Annotated in this window: 15 protein-coding genes, 1 tRNA gene and 2 pseudogenes; 15 read left to right on the top strand and 3 right to left on the bottom strand. The window is 70.5% G+C overall.

From position 1 onward, the window contains the following. The first annotated feature begins 23 nt into the window (after window positions 1-23). Window positions 24-2,138 (top strand): hypothetical protein, encoded by a 2,115-nt coding sequence (locus tag OHB00_RS17825; RefSeq protein ID WP_406435887.1) that lies wholly within the window; start codon window positions 24-26, stop codon window positions 2,136-2,138. A gap of 394 nt (window positions 2,139-2,532) precedes the next feature. Then, entirely contained in the window at window positions 2,533-3,693 is a 1,161-nt protein-coding gene (locus OHB00_RS17820; protein WP_406445830.1) for a glycosyltransferase family 2 protein, read from the top strand. 13 nt (window positions 3,694-3,706) lie between these two features. On the opposite strand, the gene OHB00_RS17815 is transcribed toward OHB00_RS17820, so the two are convergent. After that, on the bottom strand, window positions 3,707-5,104 hold the full coding sequence (locus OHB00_RS17815; protein WP_406435886.1) for a polysaccharide pyruvyl transferase family protein: 1,398 nt from the start codon (window positions 5,102-5,104) through the stop codon (window positions 3,707-3,709). A gap of 245 nt (window positions 5,105-5,349) precedes the next feature. Here OHB00_RS17815 and proB point away from each other — a divergent pair, with 245 nt between their 5' ends. The 5 genes from proB to OHB00_RS17790 all read left to right on the top strand — a co-directional run bounded on the left by proB (window position 5,350) and on the right by OHB00_RS17790 (window position 10,350). After that, window positions 5,350-6,477, top strand: coding sequence for a glutamate 5-kinase (gene proB, locus OHB00_RS17810; RefSeq protein WP_406435885.1), 1,128 nt, complete (start codon window positions 5,350-5,352; stop codon window positions 6,475-6,477). 123 nt (window positions 6,478-6,600) lie between these two features. Next, complete coding sequence (locus tag OHB00_RS17805) at window positions 6,601-7,029, top strand: hypothetical protein (protein WP_406435884.1); 429 nt, start codon at window positions 6,601-6,603, stop codon at window positions 7,027-7,029. 100 nt (window positions 7,030-7,129) lie between these two features. Then, window positions 7,130-8,416 (top strand): glutamate-5-semialdehyde dehydrogenase, encoded by a 1,287-nt coding sequence (locus OHB00_RS17800; protein WP_406435883.1) that lies wholly within the window; start codon window positions 7,130-7,132, stop codon window positions 8,414-8,416. Window positions 8,417-8,567: 151 nt separating this feature from the next. Then, window positions 8,568-9,179, top strand: coding sequence for a hypothetical protein (locus OHB00_RS17795; protein WP_406435882.1), 612 nt, complete (start codon window positions 8,568-8,570; stop codon window positions 9,177-9,179). Window positions 9,180-9,279: 100 nt separating this feature from the next. Beyond that, complete coding sequence (locus OHB00_RS17790) at window positions 9,280-10,350, top strand: hypothetical protein (protein ID WP_406435881.1); 1,071 nt, start codon at window positions 9,280-9,282, stop codon at window positions 10,348-10,350. 3 nt (window positions 10,351-10,353) lie between these two features. On the opposite strand, the gene OHB00_RS17785 is transcribed toward OHB00_RS17790, so the two are convergent. Further along, entirely contained in the window at window positions 10,354-11,481 is a 1,128-nt protein-coding gene (locus OHB00_RS17785) for a M48 family metallopeptidase (protein WP_406435880.1), read from the bottom strand. Between the two features lie 100 nt (window positions 11,482-11,581). On the opposite strand from OHB00_RS17785, the gene OHB00_RS17780 reads away from it, so the two are divergent. The 7 genes from OHB00_RS17780 (at window position 11,582) to OHB00_RS17750 (ending at window position 15,945) form a co-directional block, all read left to right on the top strand. Continuing rightward, window positions 11,582-11,743 carry a hypothetical protein gene (locus tag OHB00_RS17780; protein WP_406435879.1) on the top strand — a complete coding sequence of 54 codons (162 nt, stop codon included), beginning with the start codon at window positions 11,582-11,584 and terminating at the stop codon, window positions 11,741-11,743. 120 nt (window positions 11,744-11,863) lie between these two features. Continuing rightward, on the top strand, window positions 11,864-12,031 hold the full coding sequence (locus OHB00_RS17775) for a hypothetical protein (RefSeq protein ID WP_406446378.1): 168 nt from the start codon (window positions 11,864-11,866) through the stop codon (window positions 12,029-12,031). Between the two features lie 69 nt (window positions 12,032-12,100). Next, window positions 12,101-12,793, top strand: coding sequence for a nicotinate-nucleotide adenylyltransferase (nadD, locus tag OHB00_RS17770; protein WP_406435878.1), 693 nt, complete (start codon window positions 12,101-12,103; stop codon window positions 12,791-12,793). Between the two features lie 16 nt (window positions 12,794-12,809). Beyond that, a complete protein-coding gene (locus OHB00_RS17765; protein ID WP_406435877.1) occupies window positions 12,810-14,546 on the top strand; it encodes a LytR C-terminal domain-containing protein in 1,737 nt (578 codons plus the stop codon). 103 nt (window positions 14,547-14,649) lie between these two features. Further along, window positions 14,650-15,093 carry a ribosome silencing factor gene (gene rsfS, locus OHB00_RS17760; RefSeq protein WP_406435876.1) on the top strand — a complete coding sequence of 148 codons (444 nt, stop codon included), beginning with the start codon at window positions 14,650-14,652 and terminating at the stop codon, window positions 15,091-15,093. Continuing rightward, window positions 15,093-15,761 carry a histidine phosphatase family protein gene (locus tag OHB00_RS17755; protein WP_406435875.1) on the top strand — a complete coding sequence of 223 codons (669 nt, stop codon included), beginning with the start codon at window positions 15,093-15,095 and terminating at the stop codon, window positions 15,759-15,761. Before rsfS ends, OHB00_RS17755 begins: the two co-directional genes overlap by 1 nt. A gap of 111 nt (window positions 15,762-15,872) precedes the next feature. After that, window positions 15,873-15,945: transfer RNA gene (locus OHB00_RS17750), tRNA-Ala, on the top strand. A gap of 61 nt (window positions 15,946-16,006) precedes the next feature. Here OHB00_RS17750 and OHB00_RS17745 read toward each other — a convergent pair. Further along, a pseudogene (locus OHB00_RS17745) lies at window positions 16,007-16,918 on the bottom strand (helix-turn-helix transcriptional regulator). Between the two features lie 28 nt (window positions 16,919-16,946). Between OHB00_RS17745 and OHB00_RS17740 the strand changes: the two are divergent. Further along, window positions 16,947-17,480, top strand: a pseudogene (locus tag OHB00_RS17740) (MFS transporter); the annotation flags it as partial. Between the last annotated feature and the right edge of the window lie 51 nt (window positions 17,481-17,531).

The raw sequence follows: 17,531 nt of genomic DNA, 5'->3' as shown, positions 1-17,531 counted from the left end.
TTTTTGTCAGCAAAAGGTTCTCCGTGATATCCACCGCTATTCGCGTCGCCCGGGTGGGCAGCGCGGCCGAGCTGGCCGCGGCGGCACTCATGATGCTGGGCTTCCCGGCCCTCATGGTCGCCGCACTCGTCCCGAGCATGTACGCCTTCGCGGCCGCGGCCGCCGTCACATACCTCGCGGACCACTACCTGCACCGCAAGGGCAGCTACCTCGTCAACCGCCTGAGCAAGGTCCGGGCCGGGCTGTCGATCCGCTTCCTGATCCGGCAGCTGCTGCTGATCCTGCTGCTGGCCCGGATGGACCTCTCGAACGGCCTGATCTTCTACGGCGCGATCGCCTGCTTCATCGCCTTCTACGGCCTGCAGGCCCCGCACGGCGCACTGGTCACCCTGATCCGTAACCGCCGCCGGATGCCGGTCGCCACCCGCAACGTCGACCTGAAGTCCCGCATCCGCATCCCGGACGCCCCGGCGCGCGGCCTGCTCGACCGCTCCGCCGAGAAGATGCTCCACCTCGACCTCGCGGCCGTCGTCGGCCTGCTGGTCTCGGCGGTCACGGACAGCGCGGTCGCCGGTTTCATCGGCATCGGCACCACCCTGGCCCTGGGCTCCCTGTACGTCCTGGTGCTGACGCCGTACGTGCGCGGCCGCAAGACCCCGCCGGACGCCGACACCGTGCTGGCCGCCGTCGACGACTGGCTGGCCGAGTACCAGCCCGGGACCGTGCTCTACTTCTCCGGCTCCAAGGACTCCGCCTACCAGGTCAACATGTGGTTGGAGACCATGGAACAGCTGGAGTCCCGCCCGCTGATCCTGCTGCGCGAGCGGGTCATCCTGCAGAGCCTCGCCCCGACCGCCGTCCCCGTCATCTGCGTGCCCGGCGGCGTGCACCTGATGAACATGGACCTCTCCACGGTCCGCGTCGCCCTCTACGCGGCCAACGTCGGCAAGAACATCCACCTGCTGCGCGTCCCCACGATGAAGCACGTCTTCATCGGCCACGGCGACAGCGACAAGCTGGCCAGCGTCAACCCGTTCAGCAAGGTCTACGACGAGGTGTGGACCGCGGGCCGCGCCGGCCGCGACCGCTACGCCATCGCCGACGTGGGCGTCCGCGACGACGACATCGTCGAGGTCGGCCGCCCCCAGCTCGCCCCCATCCAGAGCTGGCAGGGCGTTCCCGACGGCCGTATCCCCACCGTGCTCTACGCGCCCACCTGGGAAGGCTGGGACGGCGATCCCGGGAACACCTCCCTCGTGCTCGCCGGCGAGAACATCGTGAAGAAGCTGGTCAAGGCGGACCCGCCGGTCCGCGTCCTGTACAAGCCGCACCCCTTCACCGGCACCGTCAGCGCCGAGGCCGGCGCCGCCCACCGGCGCGTCACCGCCCTCGTCCAGAAGGCCGCCACCGCCCGCGCCGCCGACGCCCGCTTCGCCGCCGATACGGCCGCCCAGGCGGCGGCGAAGGCCGAGCTGACCCGCATCGAGACCCGCCTGGCCGAGCTGGTCGGCACCGGCGACGACAAGCGGGACGAGGCCGAGGCCAGCCGGGACGACGTCGTCGACCTGAACAAGCACGAGGAGATCGCCCGGCTGCGCGCGGACTGGAACGACTTCTACTGGCAGGCCCTGCCGTCGTACCAGCACGCCGTCATCACCGGCGCCGAACCCCGGCTGTACGACTGCTTCAACGTCTCCGACGCGATGGTCTCCGACATCTCCAGCGTGGTCTCCGACTTCATCGCGAGTGGCAAGCCGTACGCCGTCACCGACTCCGCCGGCGTCGGCGTGGAGGAGTTCAAGCGGGCGAACACCGCTGTGCGCGCCGCCGTGATCCTCTCCAACAGCGCCAAGGAACTCGGCGGCCTCCTGGACGCCGTACGCGACCCGTCGGCCGATCCGCTGGCCGCGGACCGGGACGAGCTCAAGCACTACCTGCTCGGGCCGGACGAGCCGACCTCCATCGACCAGTTCAACGGCGCCGTGGCCGCGCTCGCCCGCAAGGCCGAGACCCGCAACCTGGGCCAGGAGGCCCGGATCGCGGCCGGTGACCCCGAGGCGGCCGAACTCGCCGAGGCGCTGCCCGGCGGAAAGCCGCGGCCGACCGCCGGCGAGGCGGAGGGCGCGGCCGCCGGCTGACACCCGCGCCGACGCTCGCCAAGACCGCGAACGGGCTCGCTCCAGGGGATCTCCCCGGGACCGAGCCCGTTCTGGCTTTCCCGGAGACGCGCCTTCTCTTACCTCTGCTTAGTAGTGAGCGGATTTCTTCTTACCCATGCTTCGCCGTTCGGCTTGAGCAGCTCTTACCGCACGTCCGTACTGTCCGGTGTAACCCGCTGTACACCACCCGGCTGTGCGTTCGTCATGTGAGCTGGGCCACTGAGTGCGTACTCCAAGGCAACCAGTCGCGTCGATCAGTCATCTAAGACGTTGCGATCGAGGTGACGCAGGGGGAACGCACCATTGACTAGGGGGAAACGTGACCGTCGTTGCGCAGCCTGATGTGACCGTGATCATCGGGGCGTACGAAGCGATGCCGTACCTGGTCGAGTGCCTGGCCTCCGTCGAGCGTCAGACCCTCGACCCGGCCCGCATGGAGGTCATCGCCGTCGATGACGGCTCCACCGACGGCACGGGGGAGTACCTGGAGGAGTTCGCGGCCCGCGCCGCCATGCCGGTGACCGTCATCCGTCAGGAGAACTCCGGCGGCCCCAGCGGCCCGCGCAACGTCGGCCTCGCCAAGGCGGCCGGCCGCTACGTGTTCTTCCTGGACGCCGACGACCGCCTCGGCGACGAGGCCCTGGAACGCATGGTCGCCATGGCCGACAGGAACAGCACCGACGTCGTCCTGGGCAAGGTCGAGGGGATCAACCGCAAACCCCCGCAGTCGATGTGGGGCAAGAGCCTCGGCCGGACCGACGTCTTCTCCTCCAACATCAAGTTCACGCTCAGCGCCCAGAAACTCTTCCGCCGTGCCCTGCTGGACCAGCACGGCATGCGATTCGACGAGTCCCTGTGGACCGGCGAGGACGCGCTGTTCACCATGGAGGCCTACCTGCGCGCCGACGGCGTCTCCGTGGTCGCCGACTACCCGTGCTACTACCTCGTCGGCCGCGAGGACGGCAAACACGTCACCAAGAGCGGCAGCTACACCCTCCGCTTCGACTCCGCGCGCGCCCTGATGAACCTGATCGCCGAGATGGTCCCGGCCGGGCCGCGGCGCGACAGCCTCATGGTCCGGCCGTTCAAGGTCACGCTGCTCCCGCAGTTCGGCCCCAAGTTCCTCAAGGACACCGACGAGGTACGGCAGCACAAACTGGAGCTCGCCAAGCCCCTCATGGACGCGCACTGGAACCCCGAGGTGGCCCGCCGTCTCAAGGTCCACGAGCGGCTCCAGCTGCACCTGGTCGCCGTCCGGCGCACCGAGCTCCTCCCGGACGTCGTCGAGTTCGTGCGGGCCAAGAAGCAGCCCGCCCCGGTCCTGGAGAAGCGCGGCACCTGCGTCTACCTCGGCTACCCGCACTTCCGTTCCAAGGCGGCCGGCGTCCCCGACTGGATCTATCTCGCCGAACCCCGCGAGGCCCGCGCCGTCCAGGGCTACCGTGAGGAGGCCGCCAACACCTTCCTGCGGCGCGCCATGCGCAAACTGCGGCGGTCGCTGCCGTCCCGGGACGTGAAGGCGGCGGCCGCCTGACCCGGCTGCGTGGCTATCCGCCGGAGCCCAGCGCCCGGCGGATCGGCCGGCCCACGGCCCGCCGGGCCCGCCGGTAGACCGAGGCCGGCGGCACGGTGGCCGCCTTCGCGGCACGGGCCCCGGCACGCGCCAGTTCCTTCTCCAACCGGGCGTTCTCCAGCGACAGTTCGTCGATACGGCTGTGCAGCCAGCCGAACCGCGAGGTGAGTGAGGCGACGTCCGCGTCGTTCCACGGGCGGATCCCCGCCGGGAACGCCAGCGTCCGCATCCGCTCCTCGAAGGCCGCCCCGCCGTCGCCGTGCGTGAAGGTGTTCTCCAGCCCGTTCCTGTCGAGGAACCCGGTGAACCGCTCGAAGCGCTCCCGGTGACCGCCGACCAGTCCGCCGAAGTCGGCCTCCGCGTACAGCTTCGCCGGGTCCGCCGACTCGGGGTCCTTGACCGCCTGGTCCAGCCGCCGGTGCGGGATCTCGAAGTAACGGCACAGTTCCAGCGTCCGCGAGTCACCGCACAGCACGGTGGCCGGCGTGCCGGCCAGCAGCGCCGCGATGTTGCCGTGGATGCGCGAACCGAAGGAGAAGTCGAAGGAGCGCAGATCGTCGATCCAGGTGACCGGGTCGACGTAGACCCGCACCTTGTCCTCCCGGAACATCGGATGGTCCGGGTGGGTCGGCATCCCGGTCACCGCGGCGTTCGGGTCCGACAGGTCCCGCCAGTGCAACTGCCGTGCGTCACTGAGGTTCTGGCCGACGAAACGCAGGTGCGGATAGCGCTCGTGGGTGCGCTTGATGATCCGGTCCAGGCCCTGCGCGCGTACGGCGCTGTGCGAGCCGTTGATCGCGATCCGTGACTCCGCCGTCAACTCCAGCGCCTTCTTGTGCACCGGGAGCCGCTCCCCGTACATGAACAGCGAAGGGCAGCCGATGACCTCGACGTCCTTGAATCCCATGCTCCGCAGGTACTGCTCGGTGAACTCGCCCCGCACGCCGATCGACGCACTGCGCTCCAGCACGGCCGCGCAGAACTCCCGCACGGTCGGCTCCATCCGCTTGAGCCGTTCCGGGTTGTAGCTCACCCCGGTCTGCGCGCCGACGCCGAGCACGACCACCGGGATGCTCAGCTTCGAGATCAGCCGGGTCATCCGCTTCAACGCGCTCTCGAAGGACGGCCGGAAGGCGTTGGCGAGCGGCACGACGAAGGCGTCGTACTCCTCGTTGATGCGGGCGGCGGCGGAGACGTCCGAGGGCATGCCGTTCGAGACGATCTCGGTGCCCGGCGTCTCAAGGATCTTGTGAGCGGCATCGCTGAAGATCAGATTGCCCGAGTTGGTGGCGATGACGTCCCGGTGCAGGGCCTCCTCGACGGTGACGACGTCGTAGGGACTCTTTCCCGACCTGAGGAGGATGCGCTTCATGCGGCGATCTTTAGATGACACAAACTTCAAATTAACTTTGAGTTCGTTTCGATTTCCATAGACAGTCAACACAACCTTTTTGCCATGTGCGGCACGTACGCATACCGTCACGCACTGTTCTGCCTGTCTTCGGTCGATCGCCTTTCCATCACCGTTCCGCGGCGTGTCCGGAGGCTGGACGGCGGGCCTGGCGCCGGTCCCCTTCGCGTAGATTGCTGCCACGCGCAAGGAAGTGGGGACAGGACGTGGCAAGGGCTAGGCAGGCCGTCGGCGAGGCCCGCAGGATCGTCGTCAAGGTGGGCTCCTCCTCGCTGACCACCGCCTCGGGCGGCCTGGACGCCGACCGGGTCGACGCGCTCGTCGACGTTCTGGCCAAGAGCCGCAGCGGAGGAGAGAGGGAGATCGTCCTTGTCTCCTCCGGTGCCATCGCCGCCGGACTCGCCCCGCTCGGCCTGCGCCGCCGCCCCCGGGACCTGGCCCGCCAGCAGGCCGCCGCCAGTGTCGGCCAGGGCCTGCTCGTCGCCCGCTACACCGCCTCCTTCGCCCGCTACGCCATCCGCGTCGGACAGGTCCTGCTCACTTCCGACGACATGAGCCGCCGCGCCCACCACCGCAACGCCTCCCGCACCCTCGACAAGCTGCTCGCGATGGGCGCGCTGCCGGTCGTCAACGAGAACGACACCGTCGCCACCGACGAGATCCGTTTCGGCGACAACGACCGCCTCGCCGCCCTCGTCGCCCACCTCGTCCACGCCGACCTGCTGGTCCTGCTCTCCGACGTCGACGGCGTCTACGACGGCGACCCCAGCAGGCCCGGCACCTCGCGGATAGCGGAGGTGAGGAGGCCCGAGGACCTCGCGGGCGTCGAGATCGGCAGCGCCGGGAAGGCGGGCGTCGGCACCGGCGGGATGGTCACCAAGGTGGAGGCCGCCCGGATCGCCGCAGCCGCGGGCATCCCGGTGGTCCTCACGAGCGCCGTGCACGCCGCCGACGCGCTCTCCGGCGCCGACACCGGCACCTGCTTCCACCCCACCGGCAAACGGTCCGCAGACCGCCTCCTGTGGCTTCAGCACGCCTCCACCCCGCAGGGCTCGCTCACCCTCGACGACGGCGCCGTCCGCGCGGTCGTCGAGGGCCGCAAGTCGCTGCTGCCGGCCGGGATCGCCGCCGTGGAGGGCGAGTTCGCGGCCGGCGACCCGGTCGAACTGCGCGACACCGACGGACACGCGGTGGCCCGTGGGCTCGTCAGCTTCGACGCCAAGGAGATCCCCCAGCTGATCGGGCGTTCGACCAGGGAGCTGGCGCGGGAACTGGGCCCCGCGTACGAACGCGAGGTCGTACACAGGGACGACCTGGTGATCCTGCACCCGTAAAACGGGGTGCAACGACGGACCCCGGTGGGGGACGTTCCGTAAAACCGCCACACGAACCCTTGCGGCCTGCTCAACTTTGTCTCAGGACCACGTTTCGCACGAGCACAGCTGAAGGAGGCCGTCGTGAGACGAGTGCGCCCTGGGGCTGCGGCCTCCCGCGGTGCTCTGACGAGCGTCTCGGCCGGGGACACCTACGAGGAGCCGCAGGACCTGCCGCGCCTGTGGCACGTCACCCTCAGCGTGCGAGGTGGGGAGGTCCCCCTGCCGGAACTGCGCCGCGGACTCGAACAACTGGCGCACGACCACCCGTTCCTGCTCACCAGCCGCTACGCCTGCGACCACGCCGAGATCCGCTACTGGGAGGAGGCCCGCGACCTCCACGACGCCGCCGCCGTCGCCCTGCGCCTGTGGGGCGAGCACCGCCAGACCGCCGGCCTGCCCGCCTGGGAGATCGTCGGCCTGGAGGTCATCGACCGCGCCACCTACCACCAGCGGATCGCCGAGGGCTACGGTCCGCCGCCCGCCACACCGGTCGGCATCCACCCTTTCTGACACCGCCCCCGGCACCGGTCGGTATTCACCCGTTTTGGGCCACGTCTCGCGGTGTGGGATGACGCGTGAACGGCCGGCCGGGGCGCACTACCCTTCCCTCATGACCACGCTCTCGCCGTACGACGCCATGTCCCCGGTCACCCAGGCCGCCTACCGCGCCAAGGCCGCCGCCGCCGACCTCGCGCCGCTGCCGCGGGCCGTGAAGGACGACGCGCTGCTCGCCGTCGCGGACGCCCTGGAGGTCCGTACGAGCGAGATCGTCGAGGCCAACGCCAAGGACATCGCCAAGGCACGCGAGAACGGCACCAGTGAGGCGATCATCGACCGCCTCACCCTCACCCCCGAGCGGGTCCGTGCCATCGCCTCCGACGTCCGTGACGTGGCGAAGCTGCCCGACCCGGTCGGCGAGGTCGTCCGCGGCTCCACCCTCCCCAACGGCATCGACCTGCGCCAGGTCCGCGTCCCGCTCGGCGTCGTCGGCATCATCTACGAGGCCCGCCCGAACGTCACCGTCGACGCCGCCGCCCTCTGCCTGAAGTCCGGCAACGCGGTCCTGCTGCGCGGCTCCGCCTCCGCCTTCGAGTCGAACACGGCGCTGGTGCGGGTCCTGCGCGACGCCGTCGGCGGCGCCGGGCTGCCCGCCGACGCGATCCAGCTGGTGCCCGGCGAGGGCCGCGAGTCCGTCCACGAGCTGATGCGCGCCCGCGGCCTCGTCGACGTCCTCATCCCGCGTGGCGGCGCCTCCCTGATCCAGACCGTCGTCATGGAGTCGAAGGTCCCGGTCATCGAGACCGGCACCGGCAACTGCCACGTCTACGTCGACGCGCACGCCGACATCGACATGGCCATCGACATCCTCATCAACTCCAAGGCGCAGCGGGTCAGCGTCTGCAACGCCGCCGAGACCCTCCTCGTCCACCAGGACATCGCCTCCGAGTTCCTGCCGCGTGCCCTGGACGCCCTCGCCGACGCCGGCGTCACCGTGCACGCCGACGAACGCGTCCTCGCCTACGCCAAGGACTCCAAGGCGACCGTCGTCGAGGCGATCCCGGAGGACTGGGAGACCGAGTACCTGTCGTACGACATCGCCGCCGCCGTCGTCGACTCCCTCGACCGGGCCGTCGAGCACATCCGGCTGTGGACCTCCGGGCACACCGAGGCCATCGTCACCACCTCGCAGCAGGCCGCCCGCCGCTTCACCCAGCTGGTCGACTCCACCACCGTCGCCGTGAACGCCTCCACCCGGTTCACCGACGGCGGCCAGTTCGGCTTCGGCGCCGAGATCGGCATCTCCACCCAGAAGCTGCACGCCCGCGGCCCCATGGGCCTGCCGGAGCTGACCAGCACCAAGTACATCGTCACCGGCGACGGCCACATCCGCCGCTGACACGCGTGCCTCGTGCGAGGGCGCCCCTGCCGCGGGGGGCGCCCGGAAGGCCGTACGCGCGCCGTAGGGCGCGCGGAGGGGCGTACGGGCCTTTGGACCGGCGTGAGAGGCGTCTCACCGGGCCTATGAATTTCCATACCGTCTGCCCAAATTGACCCCCCAGGTCTACTCTGGATCCGTGCCGGAGGACGTGGGGGGCACGCCGTTTTCCGACGGCTGGGACCCCGACGACGACCATGACCACGGAATGTCGGACGAAGAGTTCGACGCCGTGGTGTTCGACGAGGCCTTCGTGAAGGCGGCCGTGGTCCACGAGCCGACCGCCGTCGAACGCCTCCTTGCCGCCGCCCAGGCCAGAGCCGAGGCCTCCGAGGCCGAGGCCCGCCGCGCCCACGCCAGAGGCGAGCGCTACGACGACGGCTACGGCACCGACGGCCCCGAATTCGGCCACGCCGGCGAACTCGACGACCTGGACGACAGCGACGTACTCGAAGACGGGTACGGCGCCGCCGGGACGTACGGCAAACACGTCCGCTGGCACCGCCCCGTCGCCTGGATGCTCGCCCTCGTCATGGGTGTCGGCATGGTCGCGCTCGCCTTCGCCGCGGTCTACCGCGGAGCCTCGTCGGGCGGCAGCCGCGACCAGGTGCCCAGGCCCCCGTCCACCGGCCAGGAACAGGGCAGCGCGGCGGCACCCTCGGTGTCCGCCGACTACTCCCAGCCCGCCAAGCCGGCGGCCTCCGCGCTGCCGCGCACCCCCTGACCGGCCGCGGCCGCCCTGGTGGCAGTCCTGGTGAGAACCTGTCAGAAGTTGTCGTGTAGCAGGGCGTTTACCTGAGGCTCCCGAGACCTACTCTGAAAGTATGGGCGGGCCAGGAGACCCACCTGAGGGGACACCCGAGGGCGGCCCCGTGGGTGGTGAGGACGAGTACCGATCCGTCGTCTTCGACGAATCGTTCGTCCGCGCTGCCCGCCTCCAGGAGTCCTCCGCACGCGAACGCATGAGCGACCACGCGCCCGCCGTACGCCGCCGCCCGCCACTGCGCCGGGGCCTCACCCGGCAGGCCCTCATCCTCGTCGTGCTGATCCTGGTCGCCTTCGGGACCGCGATCTACATGGGCGTCCGCCACCCCTACGGCACCGACGACGCCCAGCAGCCCGTCGAACCCCTGCGCATGACCGTCATCCCGCTCTCCCCGCAGGGCGAGGTACCCGGCGCCGCCGACGCCGAGACCCTGTTCGCACACAGCCCGGCCGCGCAGTACGAGGTCGGCGCCGAGGGGATACCGCTGCCGGCCGCCCGGAGCACCGCCCACTTCTCCGACAGCCAGGTGGTCACCGCCCTGACCACGGCCAAGGACTACCTCGTCCGCTCCTCGCTCTACCCCGAGGTCCTCGACAGCAGCGAGGTGCGGCCCGCGCGGGCGCTGCTCGACCCCGGTCAGCTCGACCAGTTCGACCAGAGCGTCGACCACCCCACGGCGGACGGCCGGCACGCCCCCACCGGATGGCTGATCCGTTTCGACCCCACCCGCGCCGAGCTCGCCGACCCGAAGATCCGCGTCCAGGGCAACCTGACGGCCGCCGAGACCGACCCGGCCACCCTGGAGGTCACCGCCGACCACACCTTCGTCTACGCGCTGCGGCCCACCGGCGCCCCGGCCGGCGCGCAGGTCTCCCTGTTCACCGTCCGCCGCGAGCTGACCTTCCGCTTCGACCGCGACGACCTGCGCCTGCACCAGACCCAGCTGGTCGTCTCCTACGTCCAGGCGGGCCCGCTGTCCTGCGCGGAGGACGCCGCCGACCACCTGCACCCCCTGCTGGCCGGGCAGACGGCCAAGGCGGGCGGCCCGGCGGGCACGGACCCGTTCGCCACGGACAACGCCACCGCCCTGTGCGGGACGCTGGCCGCGGCGGCCGAACCGAAGGTCTGACAGCTACTCCTCGCCGCCCTGCGGGGGAGTGTCCTGCGGCGGCGCGTCCTTCGGGGACGCGTCGTTCGGGGACGCGTCGTTCGGCGGCGCGCTCGTGAACCCCTCGAAGCCGCGCCTGACCCGGCCGCCCAGACCGCCCGCCCCGCCCGCGATGTCCGTGACCAGCTTCATCAGCGGGTCCTTGGAGCTCTTCACATCGCCGGCGTAGCTCGCCGCGGACTCCTTGAACGAGTCGCTGACCGAGGTGCCCTTGTCCTCGGTGCGCCGCGGGTAGTGACCGTCCATGATCCGCTGGTGGTCGCGGGACTCGGCCCACTTCTTCAGCTCGGCCGCGCGGACCGTGGTGAAGGGGTGCGAGCGCGGCAGCACGTTCAGGATCTTCAGCACCGAGTCGCGCAGGTCACCGCCCGCCTCGTACTCCTCGGCCTGCTGCAGGAACGCGTCCACGTTCATCTCGTGCAGGTGGTTGCCGCCGGCTATCTTCATCAGCCCGCGCATGGAGGCCCGCACGTCCTGGCCCACCAGCAGACCCGCCCGGTCGGCGGACAGCTCCGACTTGCGGAACCACTCCCGCAGGGCCGTCACGATCGCCAGGATCGCCAGGTTCCCCAGCGGGATCCAGGCGACCTTGAGGGCGAGGCTGGTCAGGAACAGCAGGATCGTCCGGTACACCGAGTGACCGGACAGCGCGTGCCCCACCTCATGACCGACGACCGCCCGCATCTCCTCCTCGTCGAGGAGCTCCACCAGACCCGTGGTCACCACGATGATCGGCTCGTCCAGCCCGATGCACATCGCGTTCGGCTGCGGATCCTGCGTCACGTACATCGGCGGGACCTTCTCCAGGTCCAGGATGTAACAGGCGTCCCGCAGCATGTCGTTCAGGTGTGCGAACTGCTGGTCGGAGACCCGGACCGAGTCGGACAGGAACAGCAGCCTGAGGCTGCGTTCCGGAAGCAGCCCGCTGAGCGCCTTGAACACCGCGTCGAAGCCGCTCAGCTTCCGCAGCGCCACCAGCGCCGAACGGTCCGCCGGATGCTCGTACGCACGCGAGGAGATCCCCGGGAACCGCCTGCGCTGCCTGCTCGGCACGCGCTCGTGCCCGTTCTCCTCGTGGCCGTCGTCGGACATGTCATCCCCCAGGTGCGTGAGTGCCCACTGTGTGCCCCCGAAGCAGGGCCCAGCCTAGGCGGAGATACCGTGGACGGGCAGTACAGCCGAAGGAGTCCTCATGGAGCACCACCCCCGGGCCGCCTGGCTCGCCCAGGCCGCGAGCGCCGCCCAGCAACAGGGCTCGGGCGATCTGCTCCGGGTCGTCCTCGTCGTCATGTTCGTCGGCTGCGCACTGACCGCCTGGTTCCTGCTGCGCGGGTACAAACAGAAGGACGACTGAGCCGCCGGGATCGTTCCGGACGTCGGCCCGACGGAGGAGTCGGCGTGATCGCCGCCGGGCCGCCCGCATACGATGAGCCGACATCTTTATCCCGTCCACACGCGATAGGTCCTGCCGCAGATGATGAATCTTCACAGCGCCGCTGCCCAGTTCGTCACCCTCGCCGCCGAAGGCGAGGAGCACGGCGGCAACCACAACAGCCTCAACCCGGCCGTCACGGGCGGCAGCGCCTTCGTCATCCTGCTGCTCCTGCTGTGGATCACCACCCGCTTCAACCGCGACCGCTGAGCCGGACGCCGAGCCCGGCACCGGTCCTCCGGGCGGGGCCCACGGACCGGGCCGGTAGGGTCTGCACGCATGGGAGAGCAGGACATGCCTACCGGTCCGGCGAATGACGAGGCCGACCACGCCGACGACACGGTGACGACCCCGCGGTACACGCCGGCGGGTCCCGCGCACACCGGCAAACGCCGCCTCGGCGTCATGGGCGGAACGTTCGACCCGATCCACCACGGCCACCTCGTGGCGGCCAGCGAGGTCGCCGCCCAGTTCCACCTCGACGAGGTGGTGTTCGTGCCCACCGGGCAGCCGTGGCAGAAGACCGCCCGCGCCGTCTCACCGGCCGAGGACCGCTACCTGATGACGGTCATCGCGACCGCGGAGAACCCGCAGTTCTCCGTCAGCCGCATCGACATCGACCGCGGCGGCCCCACCTACACCGTCGACACCCTGCGCGACCTGCGCGCCCTCAACCCCGACACCGACCTGTACTTCATCACCGGCGCCGACGCGCTCGGCCAGATCCTCACCTGGCGGGACTCCGAGGAACTCTTCTCCCTGGCCCACTTCATCGGCTGCACCCGGCCCGGCCACCATCTGACCGACCGCGGTCTCCCCGAGGGCGGCGTCTCGCTGGTGGAGGTTCCCGCGCTCGCCATCTCCTCCACAGACTGCCGTGCGAGAGTCGCCAAGGGCGACCCCATCTGGTACATGGTGCCCGACGGAGTCGTGCGCTACATCGACAAGCGCGAGCTGTACCGCGGCGAGTGAGCCGAGAGGGGCACCGGTGAACGACCGATACGACGCGGGCTACGGAAACGACCAGTACGAACTCGTCGGCTACGACGAGTACGGACAGCCGGTGTACCGCCAGATCCCGGCGCAACAGCAGCAGACCTACGACCCCTACGCGGGCCGGCAGGGTCAGGGTCAGGGCTACGGCTACGACCCGTACGCCGGCGGCGCACAGCAGGCCGCGCCGTCCTACGACACCGGGCAGCAGGCGCCCGTCCACGACACGGGGCAGCAGCCGGCCACGCCCGCGTACGACCCGTACGACCCGTACGGCACCGGCGGCCACGCCGCCTACGACCCCTACGGACAGGCGGCCACCAGCGGCCGGCAGCCCCGGGTCGCCGAACAGACCGCGCACATCCCCCAGCAGGCCGGACCGGCCGACCAGTCCGCCGCTCCCCGGCAGGACGGCAACCAGTCCGCCGCTCCCCGGCAGGACGACGGCGAACGGGACTACCACACCGGCCAGTTCTCGTTCGTCGAACAGCCCGACGGTGACTCCGAGGACGTCATCGACTGGCTGAACTTCACCGAGAACCGCACCGAGCGCCGCGAGGAGGCCAGGCGCCGCGCCCGCAGCCGCATGATCGCCCTGGTCGTCGTCCTCGCCCTGGCCGCCACCGGCGGCGTCGGCTACCTCTGGTACGCCGGGAAACTCCCCGGCCTGTCCTCCTCCGGCACCAAGGCCGGCACGACGACCTCCGCGGCCGCCCAGAAACGCGACGTGATCGTCGTCCACCTGCACAACACCGGCGGTGGCGGCACCTCGACCGTGCTGCTCGTGGACAACACCACCACCAAGCAGGGCAGCACCGTCCTGCTGCCCAACTCCCTCGCCCTCACCGACGACGACGGCACCACCACGACCCTCGCCAAGTCCGTCGACGACGACGGCTCCTCCGGCACCCGCGACCAGCTCGACACCGTCCTCGGCACCAACATCGAGGGCACCTGGCGCCTGGACACCCCCTACCTGCAGAACCTCGTCGAACTCGTCGGCAACATCGACATCGACACCAACGCCGACGTCCCCGACCCGGACGCCAAGAAGAAGAGCGAGGAGCCCCTGGTCCACCAGGGCAAGGACCAGACCCTCGGCGGCAAGGCCGCCGTCGCCTACGCCACCTACCGCGCCTCCGGCGAGGCCCAGAACGCCCAGCTGGAGCGATTCGGGCAGGTCATGCAGGGCGTGCTGCGCAAGATGTCCTCCGACGCCTCCGCCGCGACGACCACCGTGCAGACCCTCGCGCAGATCCTCGACCCGTCCCTCACCGACAAGGACCTCGGCACCTTCCTCGCCAAACTCGCCGACCTCGCCAAGGGCGGCGACTACAAGACCGCCCTGCTGCCCGTGCAGAGCGACGGCACCCTCAGGGCCCAGACCAGCTCCAGCGTCGTCAAGGACATCCTCGGCGGCACCGCCAAGAGCCCGTCGGCGGGCTCCGCGGTCCGCGTCTCCGTCCAGAACGCCACCGGCGTCAAGGACGACACCGAGAAGGCCCGCGTGGTCCTCGTCAACGGCGGCTACACCTTCCTGGAAGGCGGCACGGCCGCCGGCACGCAGGCCACCTCCAAGGTGCTGTACTCCGACGCCGCCGACAAGGAGAACGCCACCGAGGTCGCCAAGACCCTCGGCCTCGCCACCGGCGCCGTCCAGAAGGGCACGGTCGGCTCGGGCGCCGACGTCTCGGTCGTCCTCGGCCAGGACTACAAGCCGTCCTCCTCCTGAACAATCGGCCCTCGCACCCCACGTGACGCGGTAATCACGTGGGGTGCGCCCGGCGGTCCGTGAGACCCTTGAGGTCAAACGACCGCCGAGGGAAAGCCACGTAGTGACCGCAACCGACCGTTCCATCGAGCTCATCACCGCCGCCGCCCAGGCGGCCGCCGACAAGCTCGCCCACGACGTCATCGCCTACGACGTCAGCGACGTCCTGTCGATCACGGACGCCTTTCTGCTGGCCTCCGCGCCCAACGACCGCCAGGTCAAGTCGATCGTCGACGAGATCGAGGAACGCCTGCAGAAGGAACTCGGCGCCAAGCCGGTGCGCCGCGAGGGCGACCGTGAGTCCCGCTGGATCCTGCTCGACTACGTCGACATCGTCGTCCACGTCCAGCACAGCGAGGAGCGCGTCTTCTACGCCCTGGAGCGGCTGTGGAAGGACTGCCCCGAGATCGAGCTGCCGGCCGACGCCAAGGCCACCCGCGGCAAGGCGGCGGAGCACGCCAGGCTGCAGGCCGCCGACGACACCGGCGAGCCGGACGGGGAGTGGTGATGAGCGCCACAGGCGAGGTGACCGACCATCGGGGCCGCGGCCGCCGCATCATCCTGTGGCGGCACGGACAGACCGCCTGGAACGTGGAGCGCCGCTTCCAGGGCTCCACCGACGTCGAGCTCACCGAGACCGGCATCGGCCAGGCCCGCCGCGCGGCCCGTCTGCTCGCCTCCCTGGGCCCGGACACGATCGTCTCCTCCGACCTGCGGCGGGCCGCTGACACGGCCGCCCAGCTCGCCGCCCTCACCTCCCTCGACGTGATCCTCGACGAGGGGCTGCGGGAGACCTACGCGGGCGTGTGGCAGGGCCTCACCCACGAGGAGATCATCGCCCGCCACGGCGACGAGTACGCCGCCTGGAAGCGCGGCGAGCCGGTGCGCCGCGGTGGCGGCGAACTGGAGACCGAGGTCGCCGACCGGGCCGCCCCCGTCGTGCTCCGGCACGCCGAGAAGCTCCCCGAGGACGGCACCCTCGTGGTGGTCAGCCACGGCGGCACCATCCGCACCACCATCGGCCGCCTCCTCGGCCTGGAATCACAGCACTGGGAGAGCCTCGGCGGTCTCACCAACTGCTGCTGGTCCGTGCTCGGCGAAGGCGCCCGCGGCTGGCGGCTCCTGGAACACAACGCCGGCACCCTCCCGGAGCCCGTCCTCGGCGACGACGACTGAGGATCCGCCGGCCACCTGACCTCGCCGGGACCAGGATTTCACTTTCCGGCAGGTCGCAGGCTAAAGTTCTTCTTGTTCGCCCCGCCGAGCGGAAAGACGGGAAGAACGCAAGGGGCTATAGCTCAGTTGGTAGAGCGCCTGCATGGCATGCAGGAGGTCAGGAGTTCAATTCTCCTTAGCTCCACAGATCGACACTCCACACACTGCCGAGTTGTCAAAAACCGGTGATGAGAATCCCGTCCTCTTCAGAGGGCGGGATTTCTTGTGTTCCAGTCCCGGATGATCTCGGTGATCTCCTCCTCCACCGGCCACAGCCGCTGCCTGCGCTCCCGCAGCGACGCCGTCTGCTCCCGAGACCGTTCGTCCTCCGGCGTGTAGACCACGATCCGTGCCTCCGGCATCCCCGTCGATCGACAGCGACTGCGACGTCATCCGCAGCTCGCCCACCGCCTCATGACGGAACGTCTTCACCCGCGGCCCCGGCTGCGCCACCGCCCCGTTCGCCCACAACTGGGCGAATTACTGGCTGGCCTGGGACAGCGCCGCCCGTATGAAGACCTCCCAGGCGGGCTCGCCGACATGTCCGCCGTAGGAGGACCGCAGGGTCGCCACCATCACCGGCAGTTCACGCCCCCGGTGCACCACCGGGCAGGCTTCCTCCGAGACCGTGAACAGCGTCCACAGCACGTTTCGGCACGCCGGTCCGCACGGTTTCCGGCACCAGGAACAGATCCCGGTAGGCGGCGTTGGCGGCCAGCACGTCGTAGCGCGAGGTGTACACCACCGCCATCAGCGGTTCGAGCGCGTCGAGGATGCCCTGCACCTCCGCGCCGACCGACCGGGACAGCCCCTCCGGCACCGGGGCGAACGGCACCTCCGCCAGCCGGTACAGATGCTCCCGCTCCGGCGGGTCCAGCCTCAGCGTCCGCGCCACGCGTCCAGCACCTGCGCCGACGCGTTGATCGGCCGGCCCTGCTCCAGCCACGTGTACCAGGTCACACCCACGCCGGAGAGCTGGGCGACCTCTCCCGGCGCAGGCCCGGCGTGCGCCGCCGCAGCCCCGGCGGCATCCCGACGTCCGCCGGCTGCACCCGGGCCCGCCTGCTGCGCAGGAACGCGGCCAGCTCCGGCCTGCGGCGGTGTGATGCCCTCGCCATCCTCACGCCCCCGTCGTCACGTCGTCACGTCTTCACCCTGACCCTGCACGTCCAGAGCGGCCTCGGCTACAGCGCGCTGCGTGCCGGTCTCACCTTCGTGCCGACCGCCGTCGTCTTCGGCGCGGTCGCCCTCACCTGGCGCAGGTGGCCGGCCGCCTGGCAGCGGGCGCTGACCCCCGCCGGGTTCGTGCTCACCGCACTGGGCGTGACCGGCGTCGGGCTGGCCTTCCACGGGGGCGGCGACGGGGGCGTGCAGCGCTATGTGGCGTACGCCGGCGCGGGCGCGGGGCTCGCGCTCGCGTTCAGCCCCACGTTCACCGGCGCGCTCGCAACCGTGCGCCCCGAGGAGGCGGCGGACGCCAGCGGACTCCTCGCGACCGTCACCCAGCTCGGTCAGCTCATCGGTGTCGCCGCGTTCGGCACACTGTTCTTGAACCGGCTTGAGTCACTTGGGGGCCCGCGGGCGTATACCTCTGCGGAGGCGCTGTCAGCCTGCGCATGGGCGCTCGCCGCGACGGCGGCCGCGGGTGCCGTGTCCGGACTGGTACTGAGGCGTCGCTGACCGTATTGGTCCGGCCGTGGCAGAATCAAACGGCCGGAAGGGGGCGCGGCC

The sequence above is a fragment of the Streptomyces sp. NBC_00631 genome (assembly GCF_045206895.1).
Classification (GTDB): domain Bacteria; phylum Actinomycetota; class Actinomycetes; order Streptomycetales; family Streptomycetaceae; genus Streptomyces.
This window is presented reverse-complemented; position numbering and strand designations above follow the sequence as displayed.